The following is a 25,512-nucleotide window of genomic DNA, read 5'->3' as shown; positions in this document are numbered from 1 at the left end:
TCGGCCGATGGTTGGAGCGATGCCGGATCCACGGATGCGCCTGTTTGCATTTTGTCCGCCTTTTTGAGAATAATTCTTATTCGTAGCTGCCAGTGTCGTCGCTCGACCGCCGACAGCCCCGCTATCTCCCCATTCTAACGACCCCATGAACGCCGAACTCTTGCTCCCGCAGCGCGTTGCGCTGCGCCCCCTGGCCGTCGCGCTGCTGCTCTGCCTTTCTCTCGTCAGCACTGCGCACGCCGACGACGGTGCCGACGCCAGCAACGCCCGCACCCTCGATGCGGTCACCGTGCAGGCCGAACGCGCAGACGGCTACACGGTACGTCGTAGCGATACCGCGACCCGGCTCGCGTTGACGCCACTGGAAACCCCACAATCGGTCAGCAGCGTGTCGCGCCAGCAGATGGACGACTTCGCCCTGAACAACGCCAACGACGTGCTCGCGCTGGCCGCGGGCGTCAATGTCGAACGGGTCGAGACCGATCGCACCTACTACACCGCACGCGGCTTCGACATCCTCAACTTCCAGGTCGATGGTCTGGGGCTGCCATTCACCACCGGCCTGGGCGAAGGGGACGTGGATACGGCGCTGTACCAGCGCATCGACGTGCTGCGTGGTGCCAATGGCCTGCTGTCGTCCACCGGCAACCCGTCGGCGACGGTCAATTTCGTACGCAAGCGCCCGACCGATGCGCTGACCGGTGCGGTGGTTCTCAGCGGCGGGTCGTGGTCGACTTACCGGGTGGACGCCGACGTGTCCGGGCCGCTCACCGATTCCGGCAACGTGCGTGGCCGCGTGGTCGGCGCCTGGCAGGAGGGCGACAGCTACCTGGACCGCTATTCGCTCGACAAGAAGGTGTTCTACGGCGTTCTCGAAGCGGATCTGACCGCCAGCACGCTGCTGACGCTCGGTGCCAGCTACCAGGACAACACGCCGCGCGGCGGGATGTGGGGAGCGCTGCCGCTCTATTACACCGACGGCAGCCCGGCGCGCTACGACCGCTCGACCAGTACCTCGGCCGACTGGAGCGGCTGGACCAGCACCGATACGCGGGCGTTCCTGGAAGTGCAACAGGCGCTCGGCGGCGACTGGACGCTGAAGGGCTCGCTGAACTATCGCCGCTTCGATACCGAAGGCGACCTGTTCTACGTCTATGGCCAGCCCGACCGCCAGACCGGGCTCGGTCTGCTCGCCTATCCGTCCTTCTACAGCAGCCAGGATCGGCAGAAGTTCGCCGACGTCTACGTGTCCGGCACCTTCGCGCTGGGCGGCAGGCGCCACGACCTGGTGGCCGGCGTGAACTGGGCCAAGGTCGACACCGCACAGCTGTCGCTGTACGGCCGCGGCATCGGCACTGCGCTGCCACAGCTGGAAGACTGGACCGGCGCCTATCCCAAGCCACCGTTCGATGCGGGCACCGATGGCGCCAATTTCGACATGACGCGGCGCACCGCCTACGCCACCGCACGCTGGAGCCTGGGCGAGCAACTCACGCTGATCACCGGCATCAACCAGACGCAGGTGGAAAGCAACGGCGCCAGCTACGGTGTGCAGCACCGCTACGACACCGACAAGACCCTGCCCTTCGTCGGCGCGGTGTATGCGTTCGCTCCCGATTACGCGATGTATGCCAGCTATGCGGAGATCTTCAATCCGCAAACCCAGCTGGATCGCAACCTCCAGATACTGGCCCCGATCACCGGCAGCAATGCCGAGCTCGGCATCAAGGGCCAATGGCTGGACGGCCGGATCAATGCGGCCTTCGCCCTGTTCCGCGCCAAGCAGGACAACACTGCAGAGGGCGACGGCAGCGTGGGTACCTTGCTGGTCTATCGGGGCATCGATGCCACCTCGACCGGCTACGAGGCCGAAGTGGCCGGGCAATTGAGCGCGGCATGGCAGCTGAGCGGCAGCTACACCCAGCTCGGCCTGAAGGACGACAGTGGCCAGAACGTGCGCACCTATGTGCCGCGGCGCATCGCCAAGCTCGCCACCACCTACCGCGTGCCGGGCATCGATCGACTCAAGGTGGGGGTGAATGTGCGCTGGCAGGATGCCATCGCGCGCGTGCAGGACAGCGGCCCCGGCGTAATCCGTCAGCCGAGCTACGCGCTGGTCGGCGCAATGGCCGGCTACGACGTCACGCCACAGTTCAGCGCCACGCTCAACGTCAACAACCTCACCGACCGCCGCTACATCAACAGCCTGTACTGGGATCAGGGCTACGCCGGCGCAGGCCGCAACTGGTGGCTGTCGCTGAACTATCGGTTCTGATCGGCGCGCCACTGCGCTCGGCGAGCCGCAAAGGGACGCTGAGCGCGCCTGGCCATGCAGGGCATTGCTTGCCGAATGCGCCGGTGCCGGCGCCCTGCCCCAGTGGGGCCCGACGCGCCGGCTAATCGGCGTGCCGGCTGGCCAGCGTATCCAGACGATCCAGCAGACTCACCCAGAACGCGGCTGGCAGCCCGGCCTTGAGCGGCACGCTGTACAGCCACTCGTCGGCGAATGGACGGCATTTCACCGCATCCTTCTCGGTCATCAACACAGGCAGGCGGCTACCGAAGCTGAAATCCTTGGCCGTGTACACATGATGATCGGGGAAGGCATGCGGTACCACGCCGATGCCCCGGGCGCGCAGCATGGCGAAGAAGCGTTCCGGATGTGCAATGCCGGCGACCGCATGCACGCGTTGACCGGCCAGGACACTCAGCGGTCGCGCGCGCTTGCCGTCCATCGGCTGCACGCTGTCGATGCTCAGGTGCATCTGCCATTCGCCGAAACCGGCAGCGTCGGCCGGCGGGACTGCATCGCTGGCCTGGCCGAGATTGACGACCCGGAAGTCGCACTCATGCGCCCGCGTGGCCGGTTCGCGCAGCGGGCCGGCAGGCAGCAGGCGGCCGTTGCCGTAGCGGCGCTGGCCATCGACCACTTCGATCTCGACATCGCGTGCCAGCCGATAGTGCTGCAGCCCGTCGTCACAGACGACGATGTCGCACCCCGCCTCGACCAGCGCCTTGGCGGCCGCAACGCGGTCACTGTCCACGCGTACGCGTGCCCCTGTCTTCCATGCGATCAGCACCGGCTCGTCGCCACCGAGTGCGACCGGCGTGTCGGCATCGACCCAACGCGCAGTGCCGGCGTCGTCGCGGCCGTAGCCCCGACTGGCCACACCTGGCGTCCAGCCTGCTTCCTGCAGCTTGGACACCAGCGCAATGGTGAGCGGCGTCTTGCCGGTACCACCGGCGGTGACGTTGCCGACCACGATCACCGGAACCGGCACGCCATGGCGCTTGCGCCAGCCGCGCCGGTACAACCCGCGCCGCAACGCGATCGCAGCGCCGTAGACCGGCGCCAGCAGGCGCGCCGGCAACGGGATCGGCGTGCTGTCGTACCAATACCCCGGTGTGCGGGTGCCGCGCTTGCTCATGCCTGCCGTTCGCGAAACTGCATGCCGTGCAGGTGCGAATACAGTCCGCCCTGCGCCAGCAATTCGGTGTGTGTGCCACGCTCGACGATGCGGCCCTGGTCCATCACCAGCACCTGATCGGCATGCTCGATGGTGGACAGACGATGCGCGATCACCAAGGTGGTGCGGTCGGGCATCAGTTTGTGCAGGGCGTCCTGCACCAGACGCTCGGATTCGTTGTCCAACGCGGCGGTCGCCTCGTCCAGGATGAGGATCGGCGCATCCTTCAGCATGGCGCGCGCGATCGCCAGACGCTGCCGCTGGCCACCGGACAATCGCCCGCCCTTGGTTCCCACGTGCGACTGCAGGCCCTCCGGCAACTGCTCGACGAATTCCATTGCGTTGGCACCGTGGATGGCGCGCTCCAGTCGACCGGCCTCGACGCTGCGCATCTCGCCGTAGGCGACATTGTCGGCGATGCTGCCGTCGAACAGCATCACCTGCTGCCCGACCAGGGCGATCTGGCGGCGCAGATCGGCCAGCGAATACGCCTGCAGCGGTTGGCCGTCGAGCAGGATTTGCCCGGATTCGGCTTCGTAGAAACGGGGAATCAACTTGATCAGGCTGGATTTTCCGCTACCGGAACGCCCGACGATCGCAGTCACCGTGCCGGGCTGGGCGACGAAGCTGACATCGGCCAGTGCTGGATTCACCTGCTCCGGATAGCGCGCGGTCACGCCGCGGAACTCGATCAGGCCCTTGGCGCGCGTCAATGGCAGTGTGCCCTGATCCGGCTCGTTCGGGCTGTCCAGCACCGAGAACAGGCGTTCGGCCGAGGCCAGGCCGCGCTGCACCATGTTCTGCACGTTGGTGAGCTGCTTGAGGCCGGGAATGATCGTCAGCATCGAGGTCATCAGCACCACGAAGTCGCCCGCGGTCAGGCGCCCAGCCGCTGCCTGCGTTCCGGCCACGAACAACAATGCCGACAAGCCGATCGCGCCGATCATCTGCACCGTTGCAGTTGATAGCCCGCGGGTGGATTCGACCTTCATTGCCAGGCGCAGATTGCGATCGGCCAGTGCGCCGTAGCGCTCCATTTCGGTCTGCTGCGCGCCGTAGATCTTGACTTCCTGGTGGCTGGACAAGGTCTGGTCGGCGGCCTGCAACAGCTGCGCACCGCTTTCCTGGATGCTGTGGCTGATACGTCGATAACGCCGCGCCACCTTGTCCATCACCCAGGCCAGTACCGGCGCCAGCACCACGATGGTCAAGGTCACCTGCCAGCTGTGCCAGAGCATCAGCGCCAGGGCGCCGATCACCTGCAAGGATTGCTGGATCATCACCTTGACCGCATCCACCGCCGCCTGCGCCACCTGGTCCGAGTCCGAACCCAGGCGCACCAGCATCGAGGGTACCGGCTCGGCGTCGAAGCGCGATCCGGGCAGGCGCAGATACTTGGCCATCACCTTGATGCGCAGATCGCGCGCGATGCTGCGCGCCGACTTGCCCATCGCCATGTCGGTGATGTAGCCGGCGGCGCCGCGGACCACGAACAACAGGATGATCTGTACCGGCAACCAGTTGCTGACCGCAGAGTTCTTGTAGATGAAGGTCTCGTCGGTGATCGGCTTCATCAACGCCAGGAAGCCGGTGGTACCGGCCGCCTCGATCAAGGCGGCAATCAACGCGACCACCAGCAACAGCCGGTAGGGCTTGGCGAAGGCCAGCAGGCGACGGTACGTGCGCCAGGACGAGACTGGCGCCGGGCGGTCGTTGGGATTGGTCACTGGCGGGTTCCGTTCCTGCTGGTCGTACCGGTAGCGCCGGGCTGCGGCGCAGTGGCGATGGCAATGCGCCGGAAGCCAAGCTGGCCCAATGCATCCTGCGCAGTCACCACGGCCTGGTAAGGCGTGCGCGCATCGGCCCGCATCAACACGGTCTGTTCGCGATCGTCGCCGGCGATCTGGGCGATGGTCTGCTTCAGCGAGTCCACATCCGCGCGCAGCACCTCTTGATCGTTGATGAAGTAATGCCCGTCTGCATTGACCAGCACACTCAGCGAGCGCGGCGGCGCGCTGGTGTTCTGATCGCTGGCGGTCGGCAACTGCAGTTGCAACGTGGAGCGTGCGTCGAAGGTCGTGGTCACCACGAAGAAGATGATGAGCACGAGAATGACGTCGATCAATGGCACCAGGTCGATATGCGGCTCGTCCTGGCTTCGGTCACTGCCGATACGCATCCGTCAGCCCTTCGCCGCGGCAGGTCTGGCGCCAGCCGCGCTCGGCACCGCGGCCGGTGCCACGCGGCCATCCATCGTATCCAGCAACAGCGTGGCTTCCTGTTCCATTTCGATGACGTAGCCGGCGATGCGCCCTTTGAAGAAACGGTGCGCCATCAGTGCCGGCACCGCGATGATCATGCCGGTGGCGGTGCACACCAGTGCCTTGCCGATGCCGCCGGCCAGCTGATTCACGTCGCCCACGCCATGGTCGAGGATGCCCAGGAACATCTGGATCATGCCGACCACGGTACCCAGCAGGCCGAGCAGCGGACCGGCCGAGGCGATCGTGCCTAACGCATTCAGGTACCGCTCCATGCGATGGACCACATGGCGGCCGGTGTCTTCGATCCGTTCGCGAACCAGATCGCGCGGACGGCCGCGCACATCCAGCGCCGCCGCCAGCAGCGCGCCCAACGGCGAATTGCGGCGCAGCGACTCGATATGGGGGGGGTCGAGCTTGCCGCGCGCCGCCCAGTTACGCACTTCTTCCCCCAGGCCTGGAGGCGTTACTTCGTTGCGGCGCAAGGTCCACAGACGTTCCAGCACGATCGCCAACGCGATCACGCCCAACAACAGCAACGGCACCATCGGCCAACCGCCCGCCTTGACCAGCTCCAACACGATTCGATTCCTCCGGCGACGTGGCCGCCTATTCGCTGGCCGCTAGGATAACAGCCGACCGCCGCCGTTCTGCAGCGTCCCACAGCCGCGGCTGCCAACGCCGTCGTTCGCGCACCTGCAGGCCGTCGGCGCCCAGCCACACCCGCAGCGCGCCGGAGTCGGCAGTATTGAGCACTTCGGCACCACTTTCCCGCCAGCGCCGTACCACCTGCGCGCGCGGGTGCCCGAAGCGGTTGCCATACCCCGCAGACACCAGCGCAAGCCGCGCACCGGTGGCGGCGATGAAGGCCGGATGCGAACCGTCGGCGCTGCCATGGTGCGGCACCACCACCAGATCCGCCCGTACTCCTGCGCCTGCGTCGCGCAGCAGGCGATGTTCGACAAGCTCGTCAATGTCGCCCGGCAGCAACGCGCTGCCGTGCCGGGTTGCGACCCGCAGCACGCAGCTGGACTGGTTGCGCAAATAGGGGAAGCGAGGGCTGGGATGCAGCAAGGAAAAGTGCACACCGTCCCATTCCCACTGCTGGCCGGCCTGGCAGCGGGTGGCCACATCCACTGGCGCTCCGGCGGGCGCCGCGGTCGTGGCGACTGGCATTCCGGCGCGCACCGCGGCGTACCCGCCGGCATGATCGGCATCGGCGTGACTGAGGATCAGCGCGTCCAGCCCACGTACGCCGAGTGCGTGCAATGCCGGCAGGACCACGCGCTCGCCGGCATCGAAGCCGTCGCGTACCGCCGGGCCGGTATCCAATAGCAGCGCGTGCCGCTGCGTGCGCACCAGCACAGCCAGGCCCTGGCCGACATCGAACACGTGCAGGTCAGCCTCCCCTGCGGCGGGTAATTCGCGATCCGGCCACAGCAAGGGGAGCCACAGCATGATCGCCAGCATCTTGCCCGGCGTGCCGCGCGGCAGCAGTAGCCAGAATGCCCCCAGCAAGGCCGCGAGCAACGCGATCGCGGTAGATTCGGGCACCCACCAAAGCGCCGCCGGGGTCCGCCCCAGCCAGACAAAGCCGGGCCAGGTCAGCTCGAAGCACCAGCCCGCCAGCCGCCATGCCCAGGTGCCGGCACCCAGGTAAAGCGCTTCGAGCGCGGTTCCCAGCAGGCATAAGGGCACCACGACACAGGTCCACCATGGAATGGCGACCAGATTGGCCAGCGGACCGATCAACGACGCTTGGCCGAACAGACTGACGGTCAGCGGCAACAGACCGACCGTGGCGACTGCCTGCGCAGAAACAAATCCCCGCACGACGGCACGGTCGTCCGGGGGCAGACACCATACCAGCCAGGCGACACCGGCAAAGCTCAGCCAGAAGCCTGCCACCATTACGCTCAATGGGTCCCAACCCAGCACCGCCATCAGGGCCAGCGCGAGGATCTGGGCCGTCGTGGCGCGTCTTCGCAACACCCGCGCCGCCGCGACCACCGCAATCATCAGCACCGTTCGCACCGTGGGCAGGGCCAGACCTGCCAACACCGCATAGGCCATTGCGCCGATCGCCGCGGCGATCGCGGCAGCATGCAGGCGCGGCATGGTGGTCCCCAGACCCGGCTGCCAGCGCCACAGCGCCGTCACCAGCAGCGCGAAGAAGGCGGCCACCAATCCGACATGGAAACCCGAGATTGCGATCAGATGACTGAGCCCGGTGGCACGCAGCGTTGCCCATGCCGCATCATCCAGCCCACGCGTATCGCCCAGCGCCAGCGCCCGCAAGTACGGGGCCGACGGCCCTGGCACCTGCGCAGCGATGCGCAACGACATCCGGTCACGCCAGGCATCCACGCCGCGCGGCGCAGCGAGTTGACGCGCGGCGACCGGGTCGCGCACGGCGCCGGTTGCCGCCAGGCGTTGCGCCAGCGCCTGGCGTTCGGCATCGAAGCCGCCCGGGTTGCGCAAGCCGCGTGGTGCACGCAGCTTGAGCGGCAACTGCCAGCTCGATCCGGCCCGCAGCGCGGCGCGTGGCCCGATCCGCTCGGCGCCGAATGGGTCGTACCACGCCAGTTGCAACAGCTTTCCGCGCAATGCAGGCGGCTGCTTCCGATCGTCGTCGACGTGCAGCTGAAAACGGGTGCGCCGCGGCTCGACGATCGGCAATCCGACGACCGAACCGCTGACGCTGACAGTACGCCCTTCATCGGCAGGCTGCAGTTGCGCCTGCAACACAGCGACGGCATGCCAGCCGGTGAATCCAAAGCCCAACACGGCCGTCGCCGCCGCTAGCCCCCACCTGCTCCACCCTGGACGTTTCCACAGAATGGCTCCCACGGCGAACCCGGCGATCAGCATGCAGGCCACGTAGATCCCACGCGACGCGGCCGCTGGAGACCACGCGCACGCCACGACGCCGAGCAGGAATGCCGCCGCGACGGGCACGGCGGTGATGCGCGGCAGCGCCATGACCGCTGGGGTTGCTTGCCTATCGCCTGTCGCCACCGTGATCGCCCTCGCTTCGCCAGACCACGTTAGGCTGGACGAGCGAACTGCAACAGCCCAGACGATCGCTTGCGCCTGTAGGAAGATGCCCGTCTCGGCCGTGGCGGTTTGCCGCACGCGCGCGGCACAGGCGCATCGCTGGACACGCTGTCGCCGCAGCGCCAACGGCGGTCGGGGATGCGGTCTGTGCGGGCAACCGCTGCGCAGCGACGGCTGGCGTCGCCACGCCCGGAGCGCAGGTCGCGTGTCGCCAACGCATTGCCACCCTGCGCCGTGGCGCGAGAAAGCATCCAGCCAAGGACTGACTCACGCTTTGTTCGCCTCGATTTCATGGCGTTGCGGCTATGGTCGCCACTGTTTCGAGGAGTCCCCCCAATGCGGAAAGGTATTGCACTGATCGTCGGCGTAACCGGCATCTCCGGTTACAACCTCGCCAACGTGCTGGTGGCCGATGGCTGGACCGTCTACGGCCTCGCGCGGCGCCCCTTACCGCAGGATGGCGTCATCCCCGTGGCTGCCGATCTGCTCGATACAGAAGCCACCCACACTGCGCTGCGCGACCTGCCGATCACCCATGTGTTCTTCTGCACCTGGACACGTCGCGATACCGAGCGCGAGAACGTCGAAGCCAACGGTGCGATGATGCGCCATCTATGTGATGCCTTGAGCCATGCGCCACTGCAACACATGGCTCTGGTCACCGGCACCAAGCACTACCTGGGCGCGTTCGAGAACTACGGTAGCGGCAAGGCCGAAACGCCGTTCCGCGAGAGCGAGCCGCGCCAGCCGGGCGAAAACTTCTACTACACGCTCGAGGACCTGCTGTTCGCGCACGCCGAGCGGCATGGCTTCGGCTGGAGCGTGCATCGCTCGCACACCATGATCGGCATTGCCAACGGCAGCAATGCGATGAACATGGGCGTGACCCTGGCTGTCTATGCATCTCTGTGCAAGCACACCGGTCAGCCGTTCGTGTTTCCCGGCTCACAGGCGCAATGGAACAGTCTTACCGATCTCACCGATGCGGGGCTGCTCGGCCGCCAACTGGCCTGGGCAGGCCTGAATCCCGCAGCGCGTAATCAGGCCTTCAATACGGTCAACGGCGACGTGTTCCGCTGGCGTTGGATGTGGGGCGAAATCGCGCAGTTCTTCGATCTCGAGGCGGCGCCCTGCCCTGAGACACCGCAGCCGCTGGAAGCACGCCTGACCGACACCGCACCTGCGCTGTGGGCCGAATTGGCTGCCAAACATGCGCTGGTGGAGACCGACGTCGATCGCCTGGCTTCGTGGTGGCATACCGACGCAGATCTGGGTCGCGAGATCGAGTGCGTCAACGACATGACCAAGAGCCGCGAACTGGGCTTTACAGGCTTCTACGACAGTCGCGCTTCGTTTCTGGAGTTGTTCACCCGTTTGCGTGCGTTGCGCATCATCCCCTGAGTGCACGGCGGCTCGGCGCAGCAGGTCATCGCAGGCCTGTGCCGATGCCGTCATGCAAGTGCCTGCCCGCTGACATCGCAGATCCGGACGGAAGCTGTGATTACGCGAATCGTGTTGCCGCAGACCGGCGACAGGCTTGGCGACGCTGGGAAGTCAATGAACGTTGGCCGCCGCGCTTGCTCGCCCCACGAGCACGGCCGCAAGTGGCCGAGGACGTGCGGTGCAATGGTCGTATCCACGACACCGGCGTCCACCGGAGTGGCGCCGTGTCGGGTAGAAGACAGCGATTCGCGCTGCGAACGAAACTCTTCATCGAAACGGCACCGGACGAGCCGATGCTGTCGCAGCAGCTACACCGCCGAAGGCGCCAGCTCGCGCAACCTGCCCTGGTGCAACTCCAGCACCCGATCCAGCCGACGCGCCAGGCTGCGGTCGTGGGTCACCAATACCAGACTGGTGCGCTGGGCGCGGTTGAGTTCCAGCATCAGCTCGAACACCGTGCCTGCGGTCTTGTCGTCGAGATTGCCGGTGGGCTCGTCTCCGAGGACACAACCCGGACGATTCACCAAGGCGCGCGCCACCGCGCAGCGCTGGCGCTCGCCGCCGGACAGCTCGCCAGGCTTGTGCTCGATGCGGTGCCCAAGCCCTACCGATTCCAGCAGCTGCAGCGCCTGCCCGCGCGCCACCGCCACGTCCTTGCCCGCCAGCAGCACCGGCATCATCACGTTCTCCAACGCGGTGAACTCGGGCAACAGATGGTGGAACTGGTAGACGAATCCCAGCGCCTGGTTACGCAATTTGCCGCGCTGGCCGTCCGACAGCGCGGACATGCGCTCGCCGGCCACGTACACCTCGCCGGAGGTCGGAACATCCAGCCCGCCCAGCAGGTGCAGCAAGGTGCTCTTGCCCGCTCCCGAGGCGCCGACGATCGCCACGGTCTCGCCAGTCGCCACCGCCAGATCCAGGCCGTCGAACACCGGCGTGCGCATCTTTCCCTCGGCGTAGGTCTTGCCCAACGCCTCGGCGCGAATCACCAGGTCGGCTTGGTTCGACTGTTGCATTCCCGATTCCCGATTCCCGATTCCCGCTTCCCGGATCTCATTCATAACGCAACGCCTCCGCCGGCTGGGTGCGTGAGGCGCGCCACGCCGGGTACAGGGTCGCCAGGAAACTCATGACCAACGCGACCACGGTGATGATCACCACGTCCTGCGTCTGCATGTCGGTCGGCAGGCCAGTGATGTAGTACACATCCTCGGGCAGCAGCTTCACGTTGAAGACCGTTTCGATCACGCCGAGGATGCGCTCGAGATTGAGCGTCAGCACGATGCCGCCGATCACGCCCATGATGGTGCCCATGAAGCCGATCAACGAGCCCTGCACCATGAACACCTGCATCACGCCGCCGGGCGAAAGGCCGAGCGTGCGCAGGATCGCGATATCGGCCTGCTTGTCGGTCACCAGCATCACCTGCGAGGACACCAGATTGAACGCGCCCATCGCCACGATCAGCGACAGCAGGATGCCCATCACGGTCTTTTCCATCTTCAACGAGTGATAGAGATTGGCGTTTTCCTGGGTCCAGTCGCTGACGCGGTACGGGCCGTGCAGATTGAGCGCCAGGTCGCGTGCAACGTTCCAGGCCTGATCCATGTCGTGCAGGCGCAGCCGCACGCCGGTCACGCCGTCCATGCGCAGCACCCGGGCCAAATCCTGCATGTTCACCACTGCCAGGCCGCGGTCGATCTCGTTGTAGCCGGCCTCGAAGATGCCGCTGACGGTGAAGCGCTTGAGCCGCGGCATTGCCCCCAACGGCGTGGCCTGGGTATCGCTGAGCAGCACCACGATGCCGTCGCCGACATCCACGCCCAGCCATAGCGCCAGCTCCTTGCCGATCACGATGTTGTAGGAGCCCGGAGTCAGGCTGTCGACCGACCCCTGTTGCATCTTCTTGGCCAGCACCGACACCTTGGCTTCCTCGGACGGAATCACGCCGCGCACGATGGCAGGCTGCTTGCGCGGTCCCTGCAGCAGCGATTCGGTCTCGATATAGGGTGCCGCGCCGGCGACACGCGGGTCGGCCATGGCGACCTCGACCGCGTGCTGCCAGTCGCGCATCGGCGCACCTTCGGCGCTGACGGTGGCGTGCGCGGCCATCTGCAGCAAGCGGTCGCGGATCTCCTTCTGGAAACCGCTCATCACCGCCAGCGTGGTGATCAGTACGGTCACGCCCAGGGCGATCCCCAGGATCGATGCCATCGAGATGAACGAGATGAAGCCATTGCGCCGCTTGGCACGCAGATAGCGCAGGCCGATGGCAACCGGGATAGGTTTGAACATGCGGTTCAACCGGAAAAGGGACGCTATGGTGCCACTTGCGGCGCCCGGGACGAAATCGCGTGCGCCTGTGCGGCCAGACGCAGTTCACGTCGCTGCGTTGACGAAAGCGTATCCGGCCAGAAATGCAGGCGAATGCGGCGGTTGCCACGGCCTTGCCAGGACACGACGGCGATCGGCCCGCGCCAGCGCACCTGCAGATCCTCCATACGCTCGCCGTCGACACTGGCCGCGGCGTCGGCCCATGGCACCACCACTTGACGGACCGGCGAACGCAACAACTGCGTGAGCGACCGAAACGCCAGCAGCACCGCGACGCCTGACAACACCAGTCTTCCCCAGATCGGCGCACCGCAGCCCCACACCGCGCACTGGGCCAGCAGCGCCATCAGCAGCAGCGCGCAGGCAAGCCCGCGCGAGGGACGCCATTCAAGCCGGCATGGCGCGAATATCGGCGATGAGTGCGGCGTTGTCGGCATTCGGGCAGGCCTCGTATCCCATGAACCACCGCCACAACTTATCGTCTTCGCAATCCAGCAACTGTAGGAAAACCGCGCGCTCTGCCGCCGGCGCTTGCGCCCAGCGCCTGTCCAGATACCTGCCGAACAATTGATCCAGCTCGCGCATGCCGCGCCGGCAACGCCAGCGCAATTTCTTCAGCAGCGTGTCTTCGTCCATCTCTTTCTCCACCCGCCCTGCGGCGGACCAAAACGACAGCGGCACCGAGCCTGGAGGCCGGTGCCGCTGCAAACTCCATCCCGCCAGGGCGGGACCGCACCGCCTTGCGATCAGGCGCGACGCGCCATCATCAGCTTCTTGATCTCGGCAATCGCCAGCGCCGGGTTCAGCCCCTTCGGGCAGGTCCGAGCGCAGTTCATGATGGTGTGGCAGCGGTAGAGCTTGAACGGGTCTTCCAGATCGTCCAGGCGTGCGCCGGTGTCCTCGTCGCGCGAATCGATGATCCAGCGATAGGCCTGCAACAGGATCGCCGGGCCCAGGTAGCGCTCGCCGTTCCACCAATAGCTCGGGCAGCTGGTCGAGCAGCAGGCGCACAGGATGCACTCGTACAGGCCGTCGAGCTTCTTGCGGTCTTCCGGCGACTGCAGGCGCTCGCGATCCGGCGGCGGTGGGGTCTGGGTGCGGATCCACGGCTTGATCGACGCGTATTGCGCGTAGAAATGCGTCAGGTCCGGCACCAGGTCCTTGATCACATCCATGTGCGGCAACGGATAGATCGGCACCTCGGCCTTGCCGCAGGCCGCGATCGCCTTGGTGCACGCCAGCGTATTGGTGCCGTCGATGTTCATCGCGCACGAGCCGCAGATGCCTTCGCGGCAGGAGCGGCGGAAGGTCAGGGTCGGGTCGATCTCGTTCTTGATCTTGATCAACGCGTCCAGGACCATCGGGCCGCATTTGTCCAGGTCGATCTCGTAGCTGTCGGTGCGCGGATTGGCATCCACGTCCGGGTCCCAGCGATACACCTTGAAGGTGCGCGTGTTCTTGGCGCCTTGTGCAGGGTAATGCTTGCCCTTGCCGATCTTGGAATTCTTGGGGAGGGTGAACTCTGCCATAGCTGCTCTCGTTGGCTCAGGCGACGCGCGGCGCGAGCGAAAACCGCACCGTGCGCATGGAATTGAAGACGATGGAGGCCACCGCCGAGACAGTGGCACGGCGTCCGGCCACTGGCCGGCGCCGCACCTGCGTCAGGCTGACGCCACACCCCGGATCCGCACGACCGACTTGCGCAGAGCGCCTGATCGGAGGGTATGGGAAAGGAGCAGGCTCAGCCATCGGCATCGACGATCAGTACACGCGCGGCTTCGGCGGGACCACATCCACGTCCTTGCTCAACGTGTACATATGGACCGGGCGATAGTCGAAATCGCAGGTGCCCTTGTCGTCCACGGTGACCAGCGTGTGCTTCTGCCAGTTGACGTCGTCGCGGTCGGGGAAGTCCTCGTGCGCATGCGCGCCGCGACTTTCCTTGCGCTGCTCGGCCGAATTGATCGTCGCCACCGCATTGAGCAGCAGATTGTTCAATTCGTAGGTCTCGATCAGATCCGAGTTCCACACCAGCGAGCGATCCGACACCTTGACGTCTTCGAAGGTGGCGAAGATCTGCGCCATCTTGTCCACGCCTTCCTTCAGCGTCTTGCTGGTGCGGAACACCGCTGCGTCCGACTGCATGGTGCGCTGCATGTTGTCGCGGATCACCGCCGTCGGCGTGGAGCCATTGGCGTGGCGCAGCTTGTCCAGCAGGCCCAGCGCCTTATCGCAGGCATCGGAGGGCAGCGGCTTGTGCGGCTGGTTGGTCTTGATGGTCTCGGCACAGCGGTTGGCCACCGCACGCCCGAACACCACCAGGTCCAGCAGCGAATTGGAGCCCAGGCGGTTGGCGCCGTGCACCGATACGCAGGCCGCTTCGCCGATGGCGTACAGGCCGGGCACCACCGCATCCGGATTGTCGCCCTGCTTGCGCACCACTTCGCCATGGTAATTGGTCGGGATGCCGCCCATGTTGTAGTGCACCGTCGGCAATACCGGAATCGGCTGCTTGGCCACGTCCACGCCGGCGAAGATGTGCGCGCTCTCGGCGATGCCGGGCAGCTTGTCGTTGATCACTTCCGGGCCCAGGTGGGTCAGGTCGAGCAGGATGTGATCCTTGTGCTCGCCGACGCCGCGACCTTCGCGGATCTCGATGGTCATCGAACGCGACACCACGTCGCGCGAGGCCAGATCCTTGTAGTGCGGTGCATAGCGCTCCATGAAGCGCTCGCCGTTGCTGTTGCGCAGGATGCCGCCTTCGCCGCGCACGCCTTCGGTGATCAGGCAGCCCGCACCGTAGATACCGGTGGGATGGAACTGCACGAATTCCATGTCCTGCATCGGCAGGCCGGCACGCATCACCAGGCCGCCGCCGTCGCCGGTACAGGTATGGGCGGAGGTGGCGCTGAAATAGGCGCGTCCGTAGCCGCCGGTCGCCAGCACCACGCCGTGGGCGCGGAACAGGTGCAGCGAGCCTTCGGCCATGTCCAGCGCGAGCACGCCGCGGCAAACACCCTCTTCGTCGAAGATCAGGTCGAGCGCGAAGTACTCGATCATGAAACGCGCGTTGTGCGCCAGCGACTGCTGATAGAGCGTGTGCAGCATGGCGTGGCCGGTACGGTCGGCCGCCGCGCAGGTGCGCTGCGCGGACGGGCCCTCGCCGTACTTGGTGGTCATGCCGCCGAACGGGCGCTGATAGATCTTGCCTTCTTCGGTGCGCGAAAACGGCACGCCGTAGTGTTCGAGCTCGATGATGGCCGGAATCGCTTCGCGGCACATGTACTCGATGGCGTCCTGGTCGCCCAGCCAATCCGAGCCCTTGATGGTGTCGTAGAAGTGATAGCGCCAGTCATCCTCGCCCATGTTGCCGAGCGCGGCGGAAATACCGCCCTGTGCGGCCACGGTGTGCGAACGGGTCGGAAAGACCTTGGTCAGGCAGACCGTCTGCAGGCCTTTCTGGGCCAGGCCGAAGGTCGCGCGCAGGCCGGCACCGCCGGCACCAACCACGACCATGTCGTACTTGTGTTCTGTGATCTTGTAAGCGGACATCGAATTATGGATTCCTGTTGGATCGCTAGCTCAGGCAATGCCCAGCGCGATACGCGCCACGGCAAACACGCTGACAATGGCGCCTAGCACGGCGACGAAGCGCACGAGTGTCTGCGCCGCAAGAGCGAGCAGCGAGTTGTGCACGTAATCTTCCAGCACCACCTGCATGCCGAGCTGCGCATGCCAGAACGAGGCGATCAGGAAGCCAACCAGCAGGATCGCATTCCAGGGCTTGGCGACCGCGGCGCTGGCGGCAGCGTGATCGGCACCGATCAGACTCAGCACGAAGATCAGGAACCAGATCGACAGCGGCACCAGCGCGGTTGCGGTCAGGCGCTGGATCACGAAGTGTTCGGTACCGGTCTTGGCGGCACCCAGCCCACGCACGTTCTTCAACGGGGTACGGTAGCGGTTCATACGGCACCTCCAGCCAACAGCACATAGGCCCAGATGGCCGCAGTCAGCACCAGGCTCAGAATGACCGACAGCCACCCCAGGGTGACGAAGGCGCGCACCGCGAAGGCCTGGCCGAAGTCCTGCAGAATATGGCGCAAGCCACCGAACAGGTGGAATGCGAAGCACCAGGTCCAGCCGAACAGAAGTACCTGGCCATACCAGGCGCCGGCATGCTCGCGGAAGCAGTTCCAGTGATCGGGGCCAAGCATCAGGGTGAGCAGGGCGGCGGCAATCGCCAGAGCACCGATGGACAGCACAATACCGGTGGCCCGATTCAGGATCGAGGTCACCATCTGTATCTGCCAGCGATACACCTGGAGATGCGGGGAGAGAGGACGTTCGCGGATCGCCATTCGCTGGGCTCGTTATCTCGGCTGGGCGGCACTAGGCCGCTGTGGCTAAAAGCTGCTCAAAAATCGATGCAGCGTCCATTTTTTTCCCAGTCGCCGTAGCGCGTTGGCTCAGGGCCGTCGCGCCCACCAATCTCCTTGGGCAGGGGCCGCTTCTCGGGAATCTGCTCCTGAGAAGAAGGCTGCGTCTCGGAATCCTGCGCTGGGGTGGGGGTTGGATGGCCTATCATAGTGGTCTCACAACGTTGCGATTTTAGTCCTCCCCTTCCATGGCTGACAACCTGAATCTTATTCCGCAGGGTTTTGGCTCGCTACACGAAATGCAATACGTCCGATTGATCGGACCGGATGCAGCGGCGTTTGCGCATGCCCAATTCTCCAACGACGTGCAGGCGCTGGCGGTCGGGCACTGGCAATGGACGACGTGGTTGACGGCGAAGGGGCGCGTGATCGCCATCTTCGCACTCCTGCGCGAGAGCGACACGCAGTTGCTGATGCTGCTGCCCGACGGCAACGCGGCCGAGATCGCCGCACAGCTGGGGCGGTTCGTGTTTCGACGCAAGCTCACCGTCGCGGTTGCCAGGCCGTTGGCCTACGGCGGTTTCGAAGCACCGCGCCATGCCAGCGGCGCACGCGCCACCATCGAAGCGCGGCACATCGAGCTGGATTTGGGCAGTACCGCCCTGCCCCGCACCTTGTTGTTGCTGGACGACCAGGCATTGAACGCATCTATCGTGAGGCCGGCCATCGATGCTGAATGGCGCCATACCGATCTGCGCCTTGGACTGGTGAGGCTACCGGAGTCACAGCGCGAGCAATGGACGCCGCAACAGCTGGCGCTCGATCGCCTGCAGGCTTACAGCGTCAAGAAAGGCTGCTATCCCGGCCAGGAGATCGTGGCGCGCACGCACTTCCTCGGCAAGGCCAAGCGCACCCTGCAGTTGCTTCAGACCGACGGCAACGCCGAGGCCGGCGATGCCGTCGCACTGGATGGCGCCGCCCTCGGTACGGTGGTCAGTGTTGCCGCCGAGCTTGCGCTGGCCGTGCTGCCGCTGGATGCGGTGCCGGCGGCCGACGCCACCCTGCTGGCGGGCGCGCATGCTGCGCACCCGCTCGACATCATGCGGGGGCTGGAGCGCTAGGCCGGCTGCAACCGCTGACCGCTGGCGGGATCGAAGAAATGCAAGGCATCGCTGCGCAGTGCCAGGCGCAGCGGCTGGCCCACTGCCGGCAGCGGCTGCGGTGCGACCCGGATCACCAGCGGCTGCCCGCCACGGTCGAGATTGAGGAAGATTTCGTTGCCGACCGGCTCGATGACCTCGATACGCGCGTCGAATCCGGCCACCGGATCGCTGGAGGGCTGTAGATGTTCTGGCCGCACACCGACGATCACCTCACGCCCGACCCACTGGCGATCGATCCGCGCGGCACCCAGCGGCACTCGCCAGCCATCGGCCAGCTCCAGGTGCACGCCCTCGTGTTCCTCCAGCCTGCCTTGCAGGACGTTCATCGCCGGGCTGCCGAGGAAGCCGGCCACGAACAGATTGGCCGGGCGCTCGTACAGCGCCATCGGGCTGTCGATCTGCTGGATCACGCCGTCCTTGAGCACCACGATGCGCTGCCCCAGCGTCATCGCTTCGACCTGATCGTGGGTGACGTAGATCATGGTGGTGCCGAGCTTGCGGTGCAGTTGGGCGATCTCGGTGCGCACGCTGTGGCGCAGTTTTGCGTCGAGGTTGGAGAGCGGCTCGTCGAGCAGGAACACCGACGACTCACGCACCATCGCCCGGCCCAGCGCCACGCGCTGGCGCTGCCCGCCAGACATCGCCTTGGGCAGCTTGTCCAGCATCGGCGTCAATCCCAGCAACTCGGCGGCGTTGCTGACCCGCTCGGCGATGACCTGCTTGGGGTGACCACGCAGCTTGAGTCCGAAGGCCAGATTCTCGGCCACGGTCATGTGCGGGTACAGCGCATAACTCTGGAACACCATGGCGATATCGCGATCCTTGGGCGCGACATCGTTGACCACGCGTTCGCCGATCTTCAGCGTACCGGCGCTGATGTCCTCGAGGCCGGCGATCATGCGCAGCAGGGTCGACTTGCCGCAGCCGGACGGACCGACCAGGACCATCAACTCGCCATCGGCGACCTCGAAGCTCGCCCCCTGCACGGCCACCTGACCATTGTCGTAGACCTTGCGGACACCTTCCAACTGCACTTTCGCCATCGTTCGGCCTCAACACTCATGTATGCGCCCTGCCCTCGGCCCTCCCGATGGCAATGACGACCGACCCGCCCGCAAGGAACTCTCCCTGCAAACGAATGCATTGGTTTATTCTGACATGTAATCGTTTTCACATGGCAACATCGGGATCGGAGCCATCATGCCGCAACCGCGCCATGCCACGGTGAGCGACCGCGTCGATTGCCGCACAGTGCCGACATTCCGCCACGCCCGTGCAGGTATGTCGCAGATGCGCTAACCGCTGGCCGCCAGTTGCTGCAACAATCGGAGGTTGTGCGTCAGCCTCCATCCCGCTGTGCGCACCCATGTGTCGCCCAGGAACAGACTACCGACCGCCGGCTGCCCGGCGCCCCTCCGCCAAGCCGTTGATAACGATGTCCCCAGAATCTGAAACTCGGTCCATGCACAACACCCTGATCCTGTTCGGCGCCACCGGCGATCTTGCCCAGCGCTATCTGTTTCCCTCCTTGTTGCGTCTGTTCGTCGATGGGCTGTTGCCCGACGACTTCCGTGTGCGTGCGCTGGCGCTGTCGCCGCACGACACGGAGGCCTTCCGCGAGGTCCTGCGCCCGCGCCTGACCGATGCACTGCCGATCGCCACGCCCGAACAGATCCAGGCCCTGCTGCAGCGGATCGACTACCGCTCGGTAGACCTGCGCAACGCCGAGTCGGTGGCAGATGCGGTGCGTGAACTGGCCAGCCGCCGGATCGTGAGCTATCTGGCCATTCCTCCGGGCCTGTACATCAGCACCTGCCAGGGCCTGGCGCTGGGCGGGGCGCTGGCGGCACCGCATCGGCTGATGCTGGAGAAACCGATCGGCCACGATTCGGACAGTGCCCGCGAGATCCTGCAGTCGATCGGCGCGCTGATCGACGAAGACCGCGTGTTCCGCCTGGATCATTACCTGGGCAAGGCCGCGGTGCAGAACCTGGTGGCGTTGCGCTTCGGAAACACGCTGCTGGAGGCGGTATGGAACCGCACCTACATCGAGTCGGTGCAGATCCTGGTGGCCGAAAGCGAAGGCGTGGACGGGCGCGATGCCTACTACGCCCGCTCCGGCGCGCTGCGCGACATGGTGCAGAGCCATATCCTGCAGCTGCTGTGCCTGGTGGCGATGGAGCCGCCGGCCTCGCTGGAAGCCGACCGCATCCGCGACGAGAAGGTCAAGGTGCTGCGCGCGCTGCGCCCGATGACCGCCGAGCATGCCGCCCACGACAGCGTGCGCGGCCGGTATACCGCCGGCAGCATCAATGGCCAGCCGGCCCAGGCCTACCAGCCGCCGGAAGGCAGCGACGTGGAGACCTTCGTTGCGGTCACCGCGCATATCGACAACTGGCGCTGGGCAGGCGTGCCGTTCCACCTGTGCACCGGCAAGCGCCTGGCCGAGCGTTCCACCCGCATCGTGGTCACGCTCAAGCCGGTGACCCACTGGTTGTTCGAGCGCCCGGATCGCCAGACCGCAGTGCCCAACCGTCTCACCTTCCAGTTGCAGCCGCAGGAGAACATCGAGCTGGGCCTGATGAGCAGCCTGGCCGGCCCGGAATGGGGCGCGATCGAACTGCAGCCGCTGGAGCTGGAATTGTCGGTGCCGACCGGGCTGCACCGCCGCATCGCTTATGAACGCCTGTTCGTGGATGCCTTCAACGGCAACCCGGCGCTGTTCGTGCGCGACGACGAGGTCAAGGCCGCCTGGGCGTGGATCGACAGCGTCAGCGATGCCTGGAAGAGCGCGGCGCTGCCGCTGCAGCCCTATCCCGCCGGCAGCTGGGGGCCGGAATCCGCCACCCCGTTCCTGCCTCCAGCCACCGACGCACAGGGAAACAACGCATGACCGCTCTCTCCAAGCCGGTGCTGGTCGCCGATATCGGCGGAACCAATGCGCGCTTCGCGCTGGCCGATGTCAATGCCTCGGTGCCGCTGCTGGACGATACTTCGCGCGAGTTCGCGGTCGTGGAATTCGCCTCGCTCGGCGAAGCGGCACGTCACTACCTGGACCAGATCGGCGTGCAGGCCACCCAGGGCGTGTTCGCGGTCGCCGGCCGGGTGGACGGCGACGAGGCACGCATCACCAATCATCCCTGGGTGATCTCGCGCACGCGTACCGCCAGCATGCTCGGCTTCAGCACCTTGCACCTGATCAACGACTTCGCGGCGCAGGCCATGGCGATCAGCCTGCTGCGCCCGCAGGACGTGGTTCAAGTGGGCGGTGCCAGTTGGCGGCCGGCGCCCATCGACCAGCCGCGCAACTATGGCGTGATCGGGCCGGGCACCGGCCTGGGCGTGGGTGGCCTGATCATCCGCAACGGGCGCTGTTTTCCGCTGGAAACCGAAGGCGGCCATGTCAGCTTTCCGCCGGGCACGCCGGAGGAGATTCGCATCCTGGAAATCCTGTCCGAACAGTTCGGTCGGGTGTCCAACGAACGACTGATCTGCGGCCCGGGCCTGGTCAACATCCACCGTGCGCTCAGCGAAATCGGCGGCGTCGATCCCGGCCCGCTGCAGCCCAAGGACATCACCGCGCGTGCAGCCGCCGGCGATCCACGCGCGGCGCGCACCATCGACCTGTTCTGCGCCATTTTCGGCGCGATCGCCGGCGACATGGTGCTGATGCAGGGCGCATGGGACGGAGTCTTCCTCACCGGCGGCCTGGTCCCCAAGGTGCTGGATTCGCTGCAGCATTCCGGCTTCCGTCAACGCTTCGAGCACAAGGGGCGGTTCTCCGCGATCATGTCGCGCGTGCCGTCGCTGGCGGTGATGCATCCACATGCCGGCCTGCTCGGCGCGGCGGCCTACGCGGTGGACGCGCAGCGCCAGCACTCTGGAGCGCAGCGATGAGCCTGTCGAACGACCCACGCATCACGCTGGTGCGTTACGAAGATCCGGCCGAGTGGACCGAGGCGGTGGCCAGTACGATGGCCGATCTGCTGGAGCAGGAGATCTCCCGCCGCGGCCAGGCGCGCATGCTGCTGTCCGGCGGCACCACGCCTGCACCGGTTTACGAATCCCTGGCGCACCGCCCACTGGACTGGTCGCGGGTGGAAGTCGGCCTGGTCGACGAACGCTGGCTGTCGCCGCAGGACAAGGACAGCAACGCGTGGCTGGTCAATCACAGCTTCCTGACCCACGCGCCTGCGGCGACCTTCATTCCGCTGGTGCGTCCTGGCAAGCAACTGCCCGAGTGCGTGCACACGGCCAACCTGCAGGCCACGCACGCCGAGCCCGCCTGTCTGGCCGTCCTTGGCATGGGCGGCGATGGGCACACCGCCTCGTTGTTTCCCGGGGCCACCGATCTGCCCAAGGCCCTGGCCAGCCCGCAGCCGTATGCCGCACTGGACGCCACCGGTTGCCCGGGCGCCAACCAGTGGCCGTTACGCATCACCTTGACCCCTTCCGGGCTGGCGCCGATCCCCAACCGCCTGTTGCTGCTGCGCGGCAAGCAGAAGCTCGAGATGCTGCAGGCGGCGCTGGCCGGCGAAGCGATCGACGAGTACCCGATTCGCGTGGCCTTGCAGCAGCCCGGGCCACGGCTGCGTGTGCACTGGTGTGCTTGAATGCGAGTCCCTCGCAAAAGCCCGCTCATCCTTGTGCAGGGATTTCAAGCGTGCGAGCCCCTCGCAAAAGCCCGCACATCCATGCGCGGATGTTTGAACTACGAAACAGTGTGATTTCTTCCCCCCGTTTCTCATAGCCGGTAGCCAATGAGCCTGCATCCGAACATCCAAGCTGTCACCGACCGTATCCGCAAGCGCAGCGCGCCCTCGCGCGCGGCCTATCTGGCCGGCATTGACGCCGCCCTGCGCGAGGGTCCGTTCCGTAGCCGGTTGAGCTGCGGAAATCTCGCACACGGCTTTGCGGCCTCCGAGCCCACCGACAAATCGCGCCTGCGCGGCGCGGCCACGCCCAACCTGGGCATCATCACCGCCTACAACGACATGCTGTCGGCACACCAGCCGTTCGAGCACTACCCGCAGCTGATCCGCGACACCGCGCGTGCGCTTGGCGCCACGGCGCAGGTGGCCGGTGGCGTGCCGGCGATGTGCGACGGCGTGACCCAGGGCCGCGCCGGCATGGAGCTGTCGCTGTTCTCGCGCGACAACATCGCCCAGGCCGCGGCGATCGGCCTCAGCCACGACATGTTCGACAGCGTGGTGTACCTGGGCGTGTGCGACAAGATCGTGCCCGGCCTGCTGATCGGCGCGCTGGCATTCGGGCACCTGCCTGCGATCTTCATGCCGGCCGGCCCGATGACGCCCGGCATCCCGAACAAGCAGAAGGCCGAAGTCCGCGAGCGCTACGCCGCAGGCGAAGCCACCCGTGCCGAGCTGCTGGAAGCCGAATCGGCGTCCTACCACTCGCCCGGTACCTGCACCTTCTACGGCACCGCCAATTCCAACCAGGTGTTGCTCGAAGCGATGGGCGTGCAGTTGCCCGGTGCCTCGTTCGTCAACCCGGAGCAGCCGCTGCGCGATGCGCTGACCCGCGAGGGCACCGCGCGTGCGCTGGCGATCTCGGCACTGGGCCAGGATTTCCGCCCGTTCGGCCGGCTGATCGACGAGCGCGCCATCGTCAACGCAGTGGTCGCGTTGATGGCCACCGGTGGTTCGACCAATCACACCATCCACTGGATCGCGGTGGCGCGCGCGGCCGGCATCGTGCTGACCTGGGACGATATGGACCTGATCTCGCAGACCGTACCGCTGCTGACCCGCGTCTATCCGAATGGCGAGGCCGACGTGAACCGCTTCCAGGCCGCCGGTGGCACGGCCTTCGTGTTCCGCGAACTGATGGACGCCGGCTACATGCACGACGACCTGCCGACCGTGGCCGAAGGCGGCATGCGCGCCTATGTCGACGAGCCGCGCCTGCAGGACGGCAAGGTAGTTTATGTGCCGGGCACCGCGACCACCGCCGACGACAGCGTCGCGCGCCCGGTCAGCGATGCGTTCGAATCCCAGGGCGGCCTGCGCCTGTTGCGCGGCAATCTGGGCCGTTCGCTGATCAAGCTGTCGGCAGTCAAGCCGCAGCATCGCAGGATCGAAGCGCCGGCGGTGGTGATCGACACCCCCCAGGTGCTCAACAAGCTGCATGCGGCCGGCGTGCTGCCGCACGATTTCGTGGTGGTGCTGCGCTACCAGGGCCCGCGGGCCAATGGCATGCCGGAGCTGCATTCGATGGCGCCGCTGCTGGGCCTGCTGCAGAACCAGGGCCGTCGCGTGGCACTGGTCACCGACGGCCGCCTGTCCGGCGCCTCGGGCAAGTTTCCGGCTGCGATCCATCTCACGCCCGAAGCTGCGCGCGGTGGCCCGATCGGCCGTGTGCGCGAAGGCGACATCGTGCGACTGGACGGCGAAGCGGGCACGCTGGAAGTCCTGGTCTCGGCGGAAGAATGGGCCTCGCGCGAGGTCGCGCCGAACACCGCCGTGGCCGGTAACGACCTGGGCCGCAACCTGTTCGGCATCAACCGCCAGGTCGTCGGTCCGGCCGACCAGGGTGCGATCTCCATTTCCTGCGGCCCGACCCATCCGGACGGCGCACTGTGGAGCTACGACGCCGAATACGAACTGGGCGCCGACGCCGCTGCCGCTGCTGCACCACACGAGTCCAAGGACGCCTGACCCCTTCCCTCTGCGCGGCCGCTTCGGCGGCCGCCGTCTAATGGAGCTGCAATGACGATTGCCCAGACCCAGAACACCGCCGAACAGCTGCTGCGCGACGCCGGCATCCTGCCGGTGGTCACCGTCGACACGCTGGACCAGGCACGTCGCGTCGCCGACGCGCTACTGGAAGGCGGCCTTCCCGCCATCGAGCTGACCTTGCGCACGCCGGTGGCGATCGATGCGCTGGCCATGCTCAAGCGTGAATTGCCCAACATCGTGATCGGTGCGGGCACGGTGCTGAGCGAATTGCAGCTGCGCCAGTCGGTGGATGCAGGTGCGGACTTCCTGGTCACTCCCGGCACGCCCGCCCCGCTGGCGCGCCTGCTGGCCGATGCGCCGATTCCGGCCGTGCCCGGCGCCGCCACGCCGACCGAGCTGCTCACCCTGATGGGGCTGGGTTTCCGCGTATGCAAGCTGTTCCCGGCCACTGCCGTGGGCGGCCTGCAGATGCTCAAGGGCCTGGCCGGCCCGCTGTCCGAACTCAAGCTCTGCCCCACCGGTGGCATCAGCGAAGCCAATGCCGCCGAGTTCCTGTCGCAGCCGAATGTGGTCTGCATCGGCGGTTCGTGGATGGTGCCCAAGGATTGGCTGGCCCAGGGTCAGTGGGACAAGGTCAAGGAAAGCTCGGCCAAGGCGGCGGCGATCGTGCGGCAGGTGCGGGCGGGCTGATGTGCTGGGCGCTTTGG

The 25,512-nt window shown here is 66.2% G+C and carries 22 protein-coding genes and 1 pseudogene; 8 read left to right on the top strand and 15 right to left on the bottom strand.

The features are described 5' to 3' along the window. The first annotated feature begins 145 nt into the window (after positions 1-145). Entirely contained in the window at positions 146-2,275 is a 2,130-nt protein-coding gene (locus tag LL964_RS01210) for a TonB-dependent siderophore receptor (RefSeq protein ID WP_104587063.1), read from the top strand. Positions 2,276-2,396: 121 nt separating this feature from the next. Here the strand turns inward: LL964_RS01210 and lpxK are convergent, their stop codons facing one another. The 5 genes and pseudogenes from lpxK to LL964_RS01185 form a co-directional block, all read right to left on the bottom strand. Continuing rightward, positions 2,397-3,428 (bottom strand): tetraacyldisaccharide 4'-kinase, encoded by a 1,032-nt coding sequence (lpxK, locus tag LL964_RS01205; RefSeq protein ID WP_104587062.1) that lies wholly within the window; start codon positions 3,426-3,428, stop codon positions 2,397-2,399. Next, entirely contained in the window at positions 3,425-5,194 is a 1,770-nt protein-coding gene (msbA, locus tag LL964_RS01200; protein WP_104587061.1) for a lipid A export permease/ATP-binding protein MsbA, read from the bottom strand. Before msbA ends, lpxK begins: the two co-directional genes overlap by 4 nt. Next, the gene (locus LL964_RS01195) at positions 5,191-5,646 is read right to left on the bottom strand and encodes an ExbD/TolR family protein (protein WP_104587060.1); all 456 of its coding nucleotides are present in this window, start codon (positions 5,644-5,646) and stop codon (positions 5,191-5,193) included. Before LL964_RS01195 ends, msbA begins: the two co-directional genes overlap by 4 nt. Before the next feature lie 3 nt (positions 5,647-5,649). Further along, positions 5,650-6,276: a MotA/TolQ/ExbB proton channel family protein gene (locus LL964_RS01190; RefSeq protein ID WP_267190311.1), complete on the bottom strand. Its 627-nt coding sequence runs from the start codon at positions 6,274-6,276 to the stop codon at positions 5,650-5,652. After that, positions 6,164-8,710 (bottom strand): annotated as a pseudogene (locus LL964_RS01185) (DNA internalization-related competence protein ComEC/Rec2). Before LL964_RS01185 ends, LL964_RS01190 begins: the two are co-directional and overlap by 113 nt. Before the next feature lie 411 nt (positions 8,711-9,121). Between LL964_RS01185 and LL964_RS01180 the strand changes: the two are divergent. Next, entirely contained in the window at positions 9,122-10,186 is a 1,065-nt protein-coding gene (locus LL964_RS01180) for an SDR family oxidoreductase (protein ID WP_104587057.1), read from the top strand. A gap of 350 nt (positions 10,187-10,536) precedes the next feature. Here the strand turns inward: LL964_RS01180 and lolD are convergent, their stop codons facing one another. From lolD to LL964_RS01135, 9 genes are all read right to left on the bottom strand, one after another. Continuing rightward, positions 10,537-11,247: a lipoprotein-releasing ABC transporter ATP-binding protein LolD gene (lolD, locus tag LL964_RS01175; protein WP_167395295.1), complete on the bottom strand. Its 711-nt coding sequence runs from the start codon at positions 11,245-11,247 to the stop codon at positions 10,537-10,539. 37 nt (positions 11,248-11,284) lie between these two features. Beyond that, positions 11,285-12,526 (bottom strand): lipoprotein-releasing ABC transporter permease subunit, encoded by a 1,242-nt coding sequence (locus LL964_RS01170; RefSeq protein WP_104587056.1) that lies wholly within the window; start codon positions 12,524-12,526, stop codon positions 11,285-11,287. Positions 12,527-12,549: 23 nt separating this feature from the next. Further along, a complete protein-coding gene (locus LL964_RS01165) occupies positions 12,550-13,002 on the bottom strand; it encodes a hypothetical protein (RefSeq protein WP_104587055.1) in 453 nt (150 codons plus the stop codon). After that, complete coding sequence (locus tag LL964_RS01160) at positions 12,953-13,201, bottom strand: FAD assembly factor SdhE (protein WP_104587054.1); 249 nt, start codon at positions 13,199-13,201, stop codon at positions 12,953-12,955. Before LL964_RS01160 ends, LL964_RS01165 begins: the two co-directional genes overlap by 50 nt. A gap of 110 nt (positions 13,202-13,311) precedes the next feature. After that, positions 13,312-14,094: a succinate dehydrogenase iron-sulfur subunit gene (locus LL964_RS01155; RefSeq protein WP_104587053.1), complete on the bottom strand. Its 783-nt coding sequence runs from the start codon at positions 14,092-14,094 to the stop codon at positions 13,312-13,314. Between the two features lie 232 nt (positions 14,095-14,326). After that, complete coding sequence (gene sdhA, locus LL964_RS01150) at positions 14,327-16,117, bottom strand: succinate dehydrogenase flavoprotein subunit (protein ID WP_104587052.1); 1,791 nt, start codon at positions 16,115-16,117, stop codon at positions 14,327-14,329. Between the two features lie 30 nt (positions 16,118-16,147). After that, complete coding sequence (sdhD, locus tag LL964_RS01145; protein WP_104587051.1) at positions 16,148-16,534, bottom strand: succinate dehydrogenase, hydrophobic membrane anchor protein; 387 nt, start codon at positions 16,532-16,534, stop codon at positions 16,148-16,150. Then, the gene (sdhC, locus tag LL964_RS01140; RefSeq protein ID WP_104587050.1) at positions 16,531-16,926 is read right to left on the bottom strand and encodes a succinate dehydrogenase, cytochrome b556 subunit; all 396 of its coding nucleotides are present in this window, start codon (positions 16,924-16,926) and stop codon (positions 16,531-16,533) included. Before sdhC ends, sdhD begins: the two co-directional genes overlap by 4 nt. Positions 16,927-16,982: 56 nt before the next feature. Then, the gene (locus LL964_RS01135; protein ID WP_104587049.1) at positions 16,983-17,153 is read right to left on the bottom strand and encodes a DUF1674 domain-containing protein; all 171 of its coding nucleotides are present in this window, start codon (positions 17,151-17,153) and stop codon (positions 16,983-16,985) included. Positions 17,154-17,192: 39 nt separating this feature from the next. Between LL964_RS01135 and ygfZ the strand changes: the two genes are divergently transcribed. Further along, complete coding sequence (ygfZ, locus tag LL964_RS01130; RefSeq protein ID WP_104587048.1) at positions 17,193-18,065, top strand: CAF17-like 4Fe-4S cluster assembly/insertion protein YgfZ; 873 nt, start codon at positions 17,193-17,195, stop codon at positions 18,063-18,065. Here the strand turns inward: ygfZ and LL964_RS01125 are convergent. Further along, the gene (locus tag LL964_RS01125) at positions 18,062-19,150 is read right to left on the bottom strand and encodes an ABC transporter ATP-binding protein (RefSeq protein ID WP_104587047.1); all 1,089 of its coding nucleotides are present in this window, start codon (positions 19,148-19,150) and stop codon (positions 18,062-18,064) included. The genes ygfZ and LL964_RS01125 overlap by 4 nt on opposite strands. A gap of 419 nt (positions 19,151-19,569) precedes the next feature. On the opposite strand from LL964_RS01125, the gene zwf reads away from it, so the two are divergent. From zwf to LL964_RS01100, 5 genes are all read left to right on the top strand, one after another. After that, a complete protein-coding gene (gene zwf, locus LL964_RS01120) occupies positions 19,570-21,000 on the top strand; it encodes a glucose-6-phosphate dehydrogenase (protein WP_104587046.1) in 1,431 nt (476 codons plus the stop codon). Then, the gene (gene glk / locus LL964_RS01115; protein WP_104587045.1) at positions 20,997-22,004 is read left to right on the top strand and encodes a glucokinase; all 1,008 of its coding nucleotides are present in this window, start codon (positions 20,997-20,999) and stop codon (positions 22,002-22,004) included. Before zwf ends, glk begins: the two co-directional genes overlap by 4 nt. After that, positions 22,001-22,720 (top strand): 6-phosphogluconolactonase, encoded by a 720-nt coding sequence (gene pgl, locus LL964_RS01110; protein WP_104587044.1) that lies wholly within the window; start codon positions 22,001-22,003, stop codon positions 22,718-22,720. The genes glk and pgl overlap by 4 nt, the downstream gene beginning before the upstream one ends. Before the next feature lie 147 nt (positions 22,721-22,867). Next, positions 22,868-24,784, top strand: a complete 1,917-nt coding sequence (gene edd / locus LL964_RS01105; RefSeq protein WP_104587043.1) for a phosphogluconate dehydratase — start codon at positions 22,868-22,870, stop codon at positions 24,782-24,784. Positions 24,785-24,835: 51 nt separating this feature from the next. Beyond that, positions 24,836-25,495, top strand: a complete 660-nt coding sequence (locus tag LL964_RS01100; RefSeq protein ID WP_104587042.1) for a bifunctional 4-hydroxy-2-oxoglutarate aldolase/2-dehydro-3-deoxy-phosphogluconate aldolase — start codon at positions 24,836-24,838, stop codon at positions 25,493-25,495. The last annotated feature ends 17 nt before the right edge of the window (positions 25,496-25,512 follow it).

It is taken from the genome of Xanthomonas melonis (assembly GCF_020783655.1).
Taxonomy (GTDB): Bacteria; Pseudomonadota; Gammaproteobacteria; order Xanthomonadales; family Xanthomonadaceae; genus Xanthomonas; species Xanthomonas melonis.
Note: the sequence above shows the minus strand (reverse complement) of the source record. Positions and strands in the feature narration are given on the sequence as shown.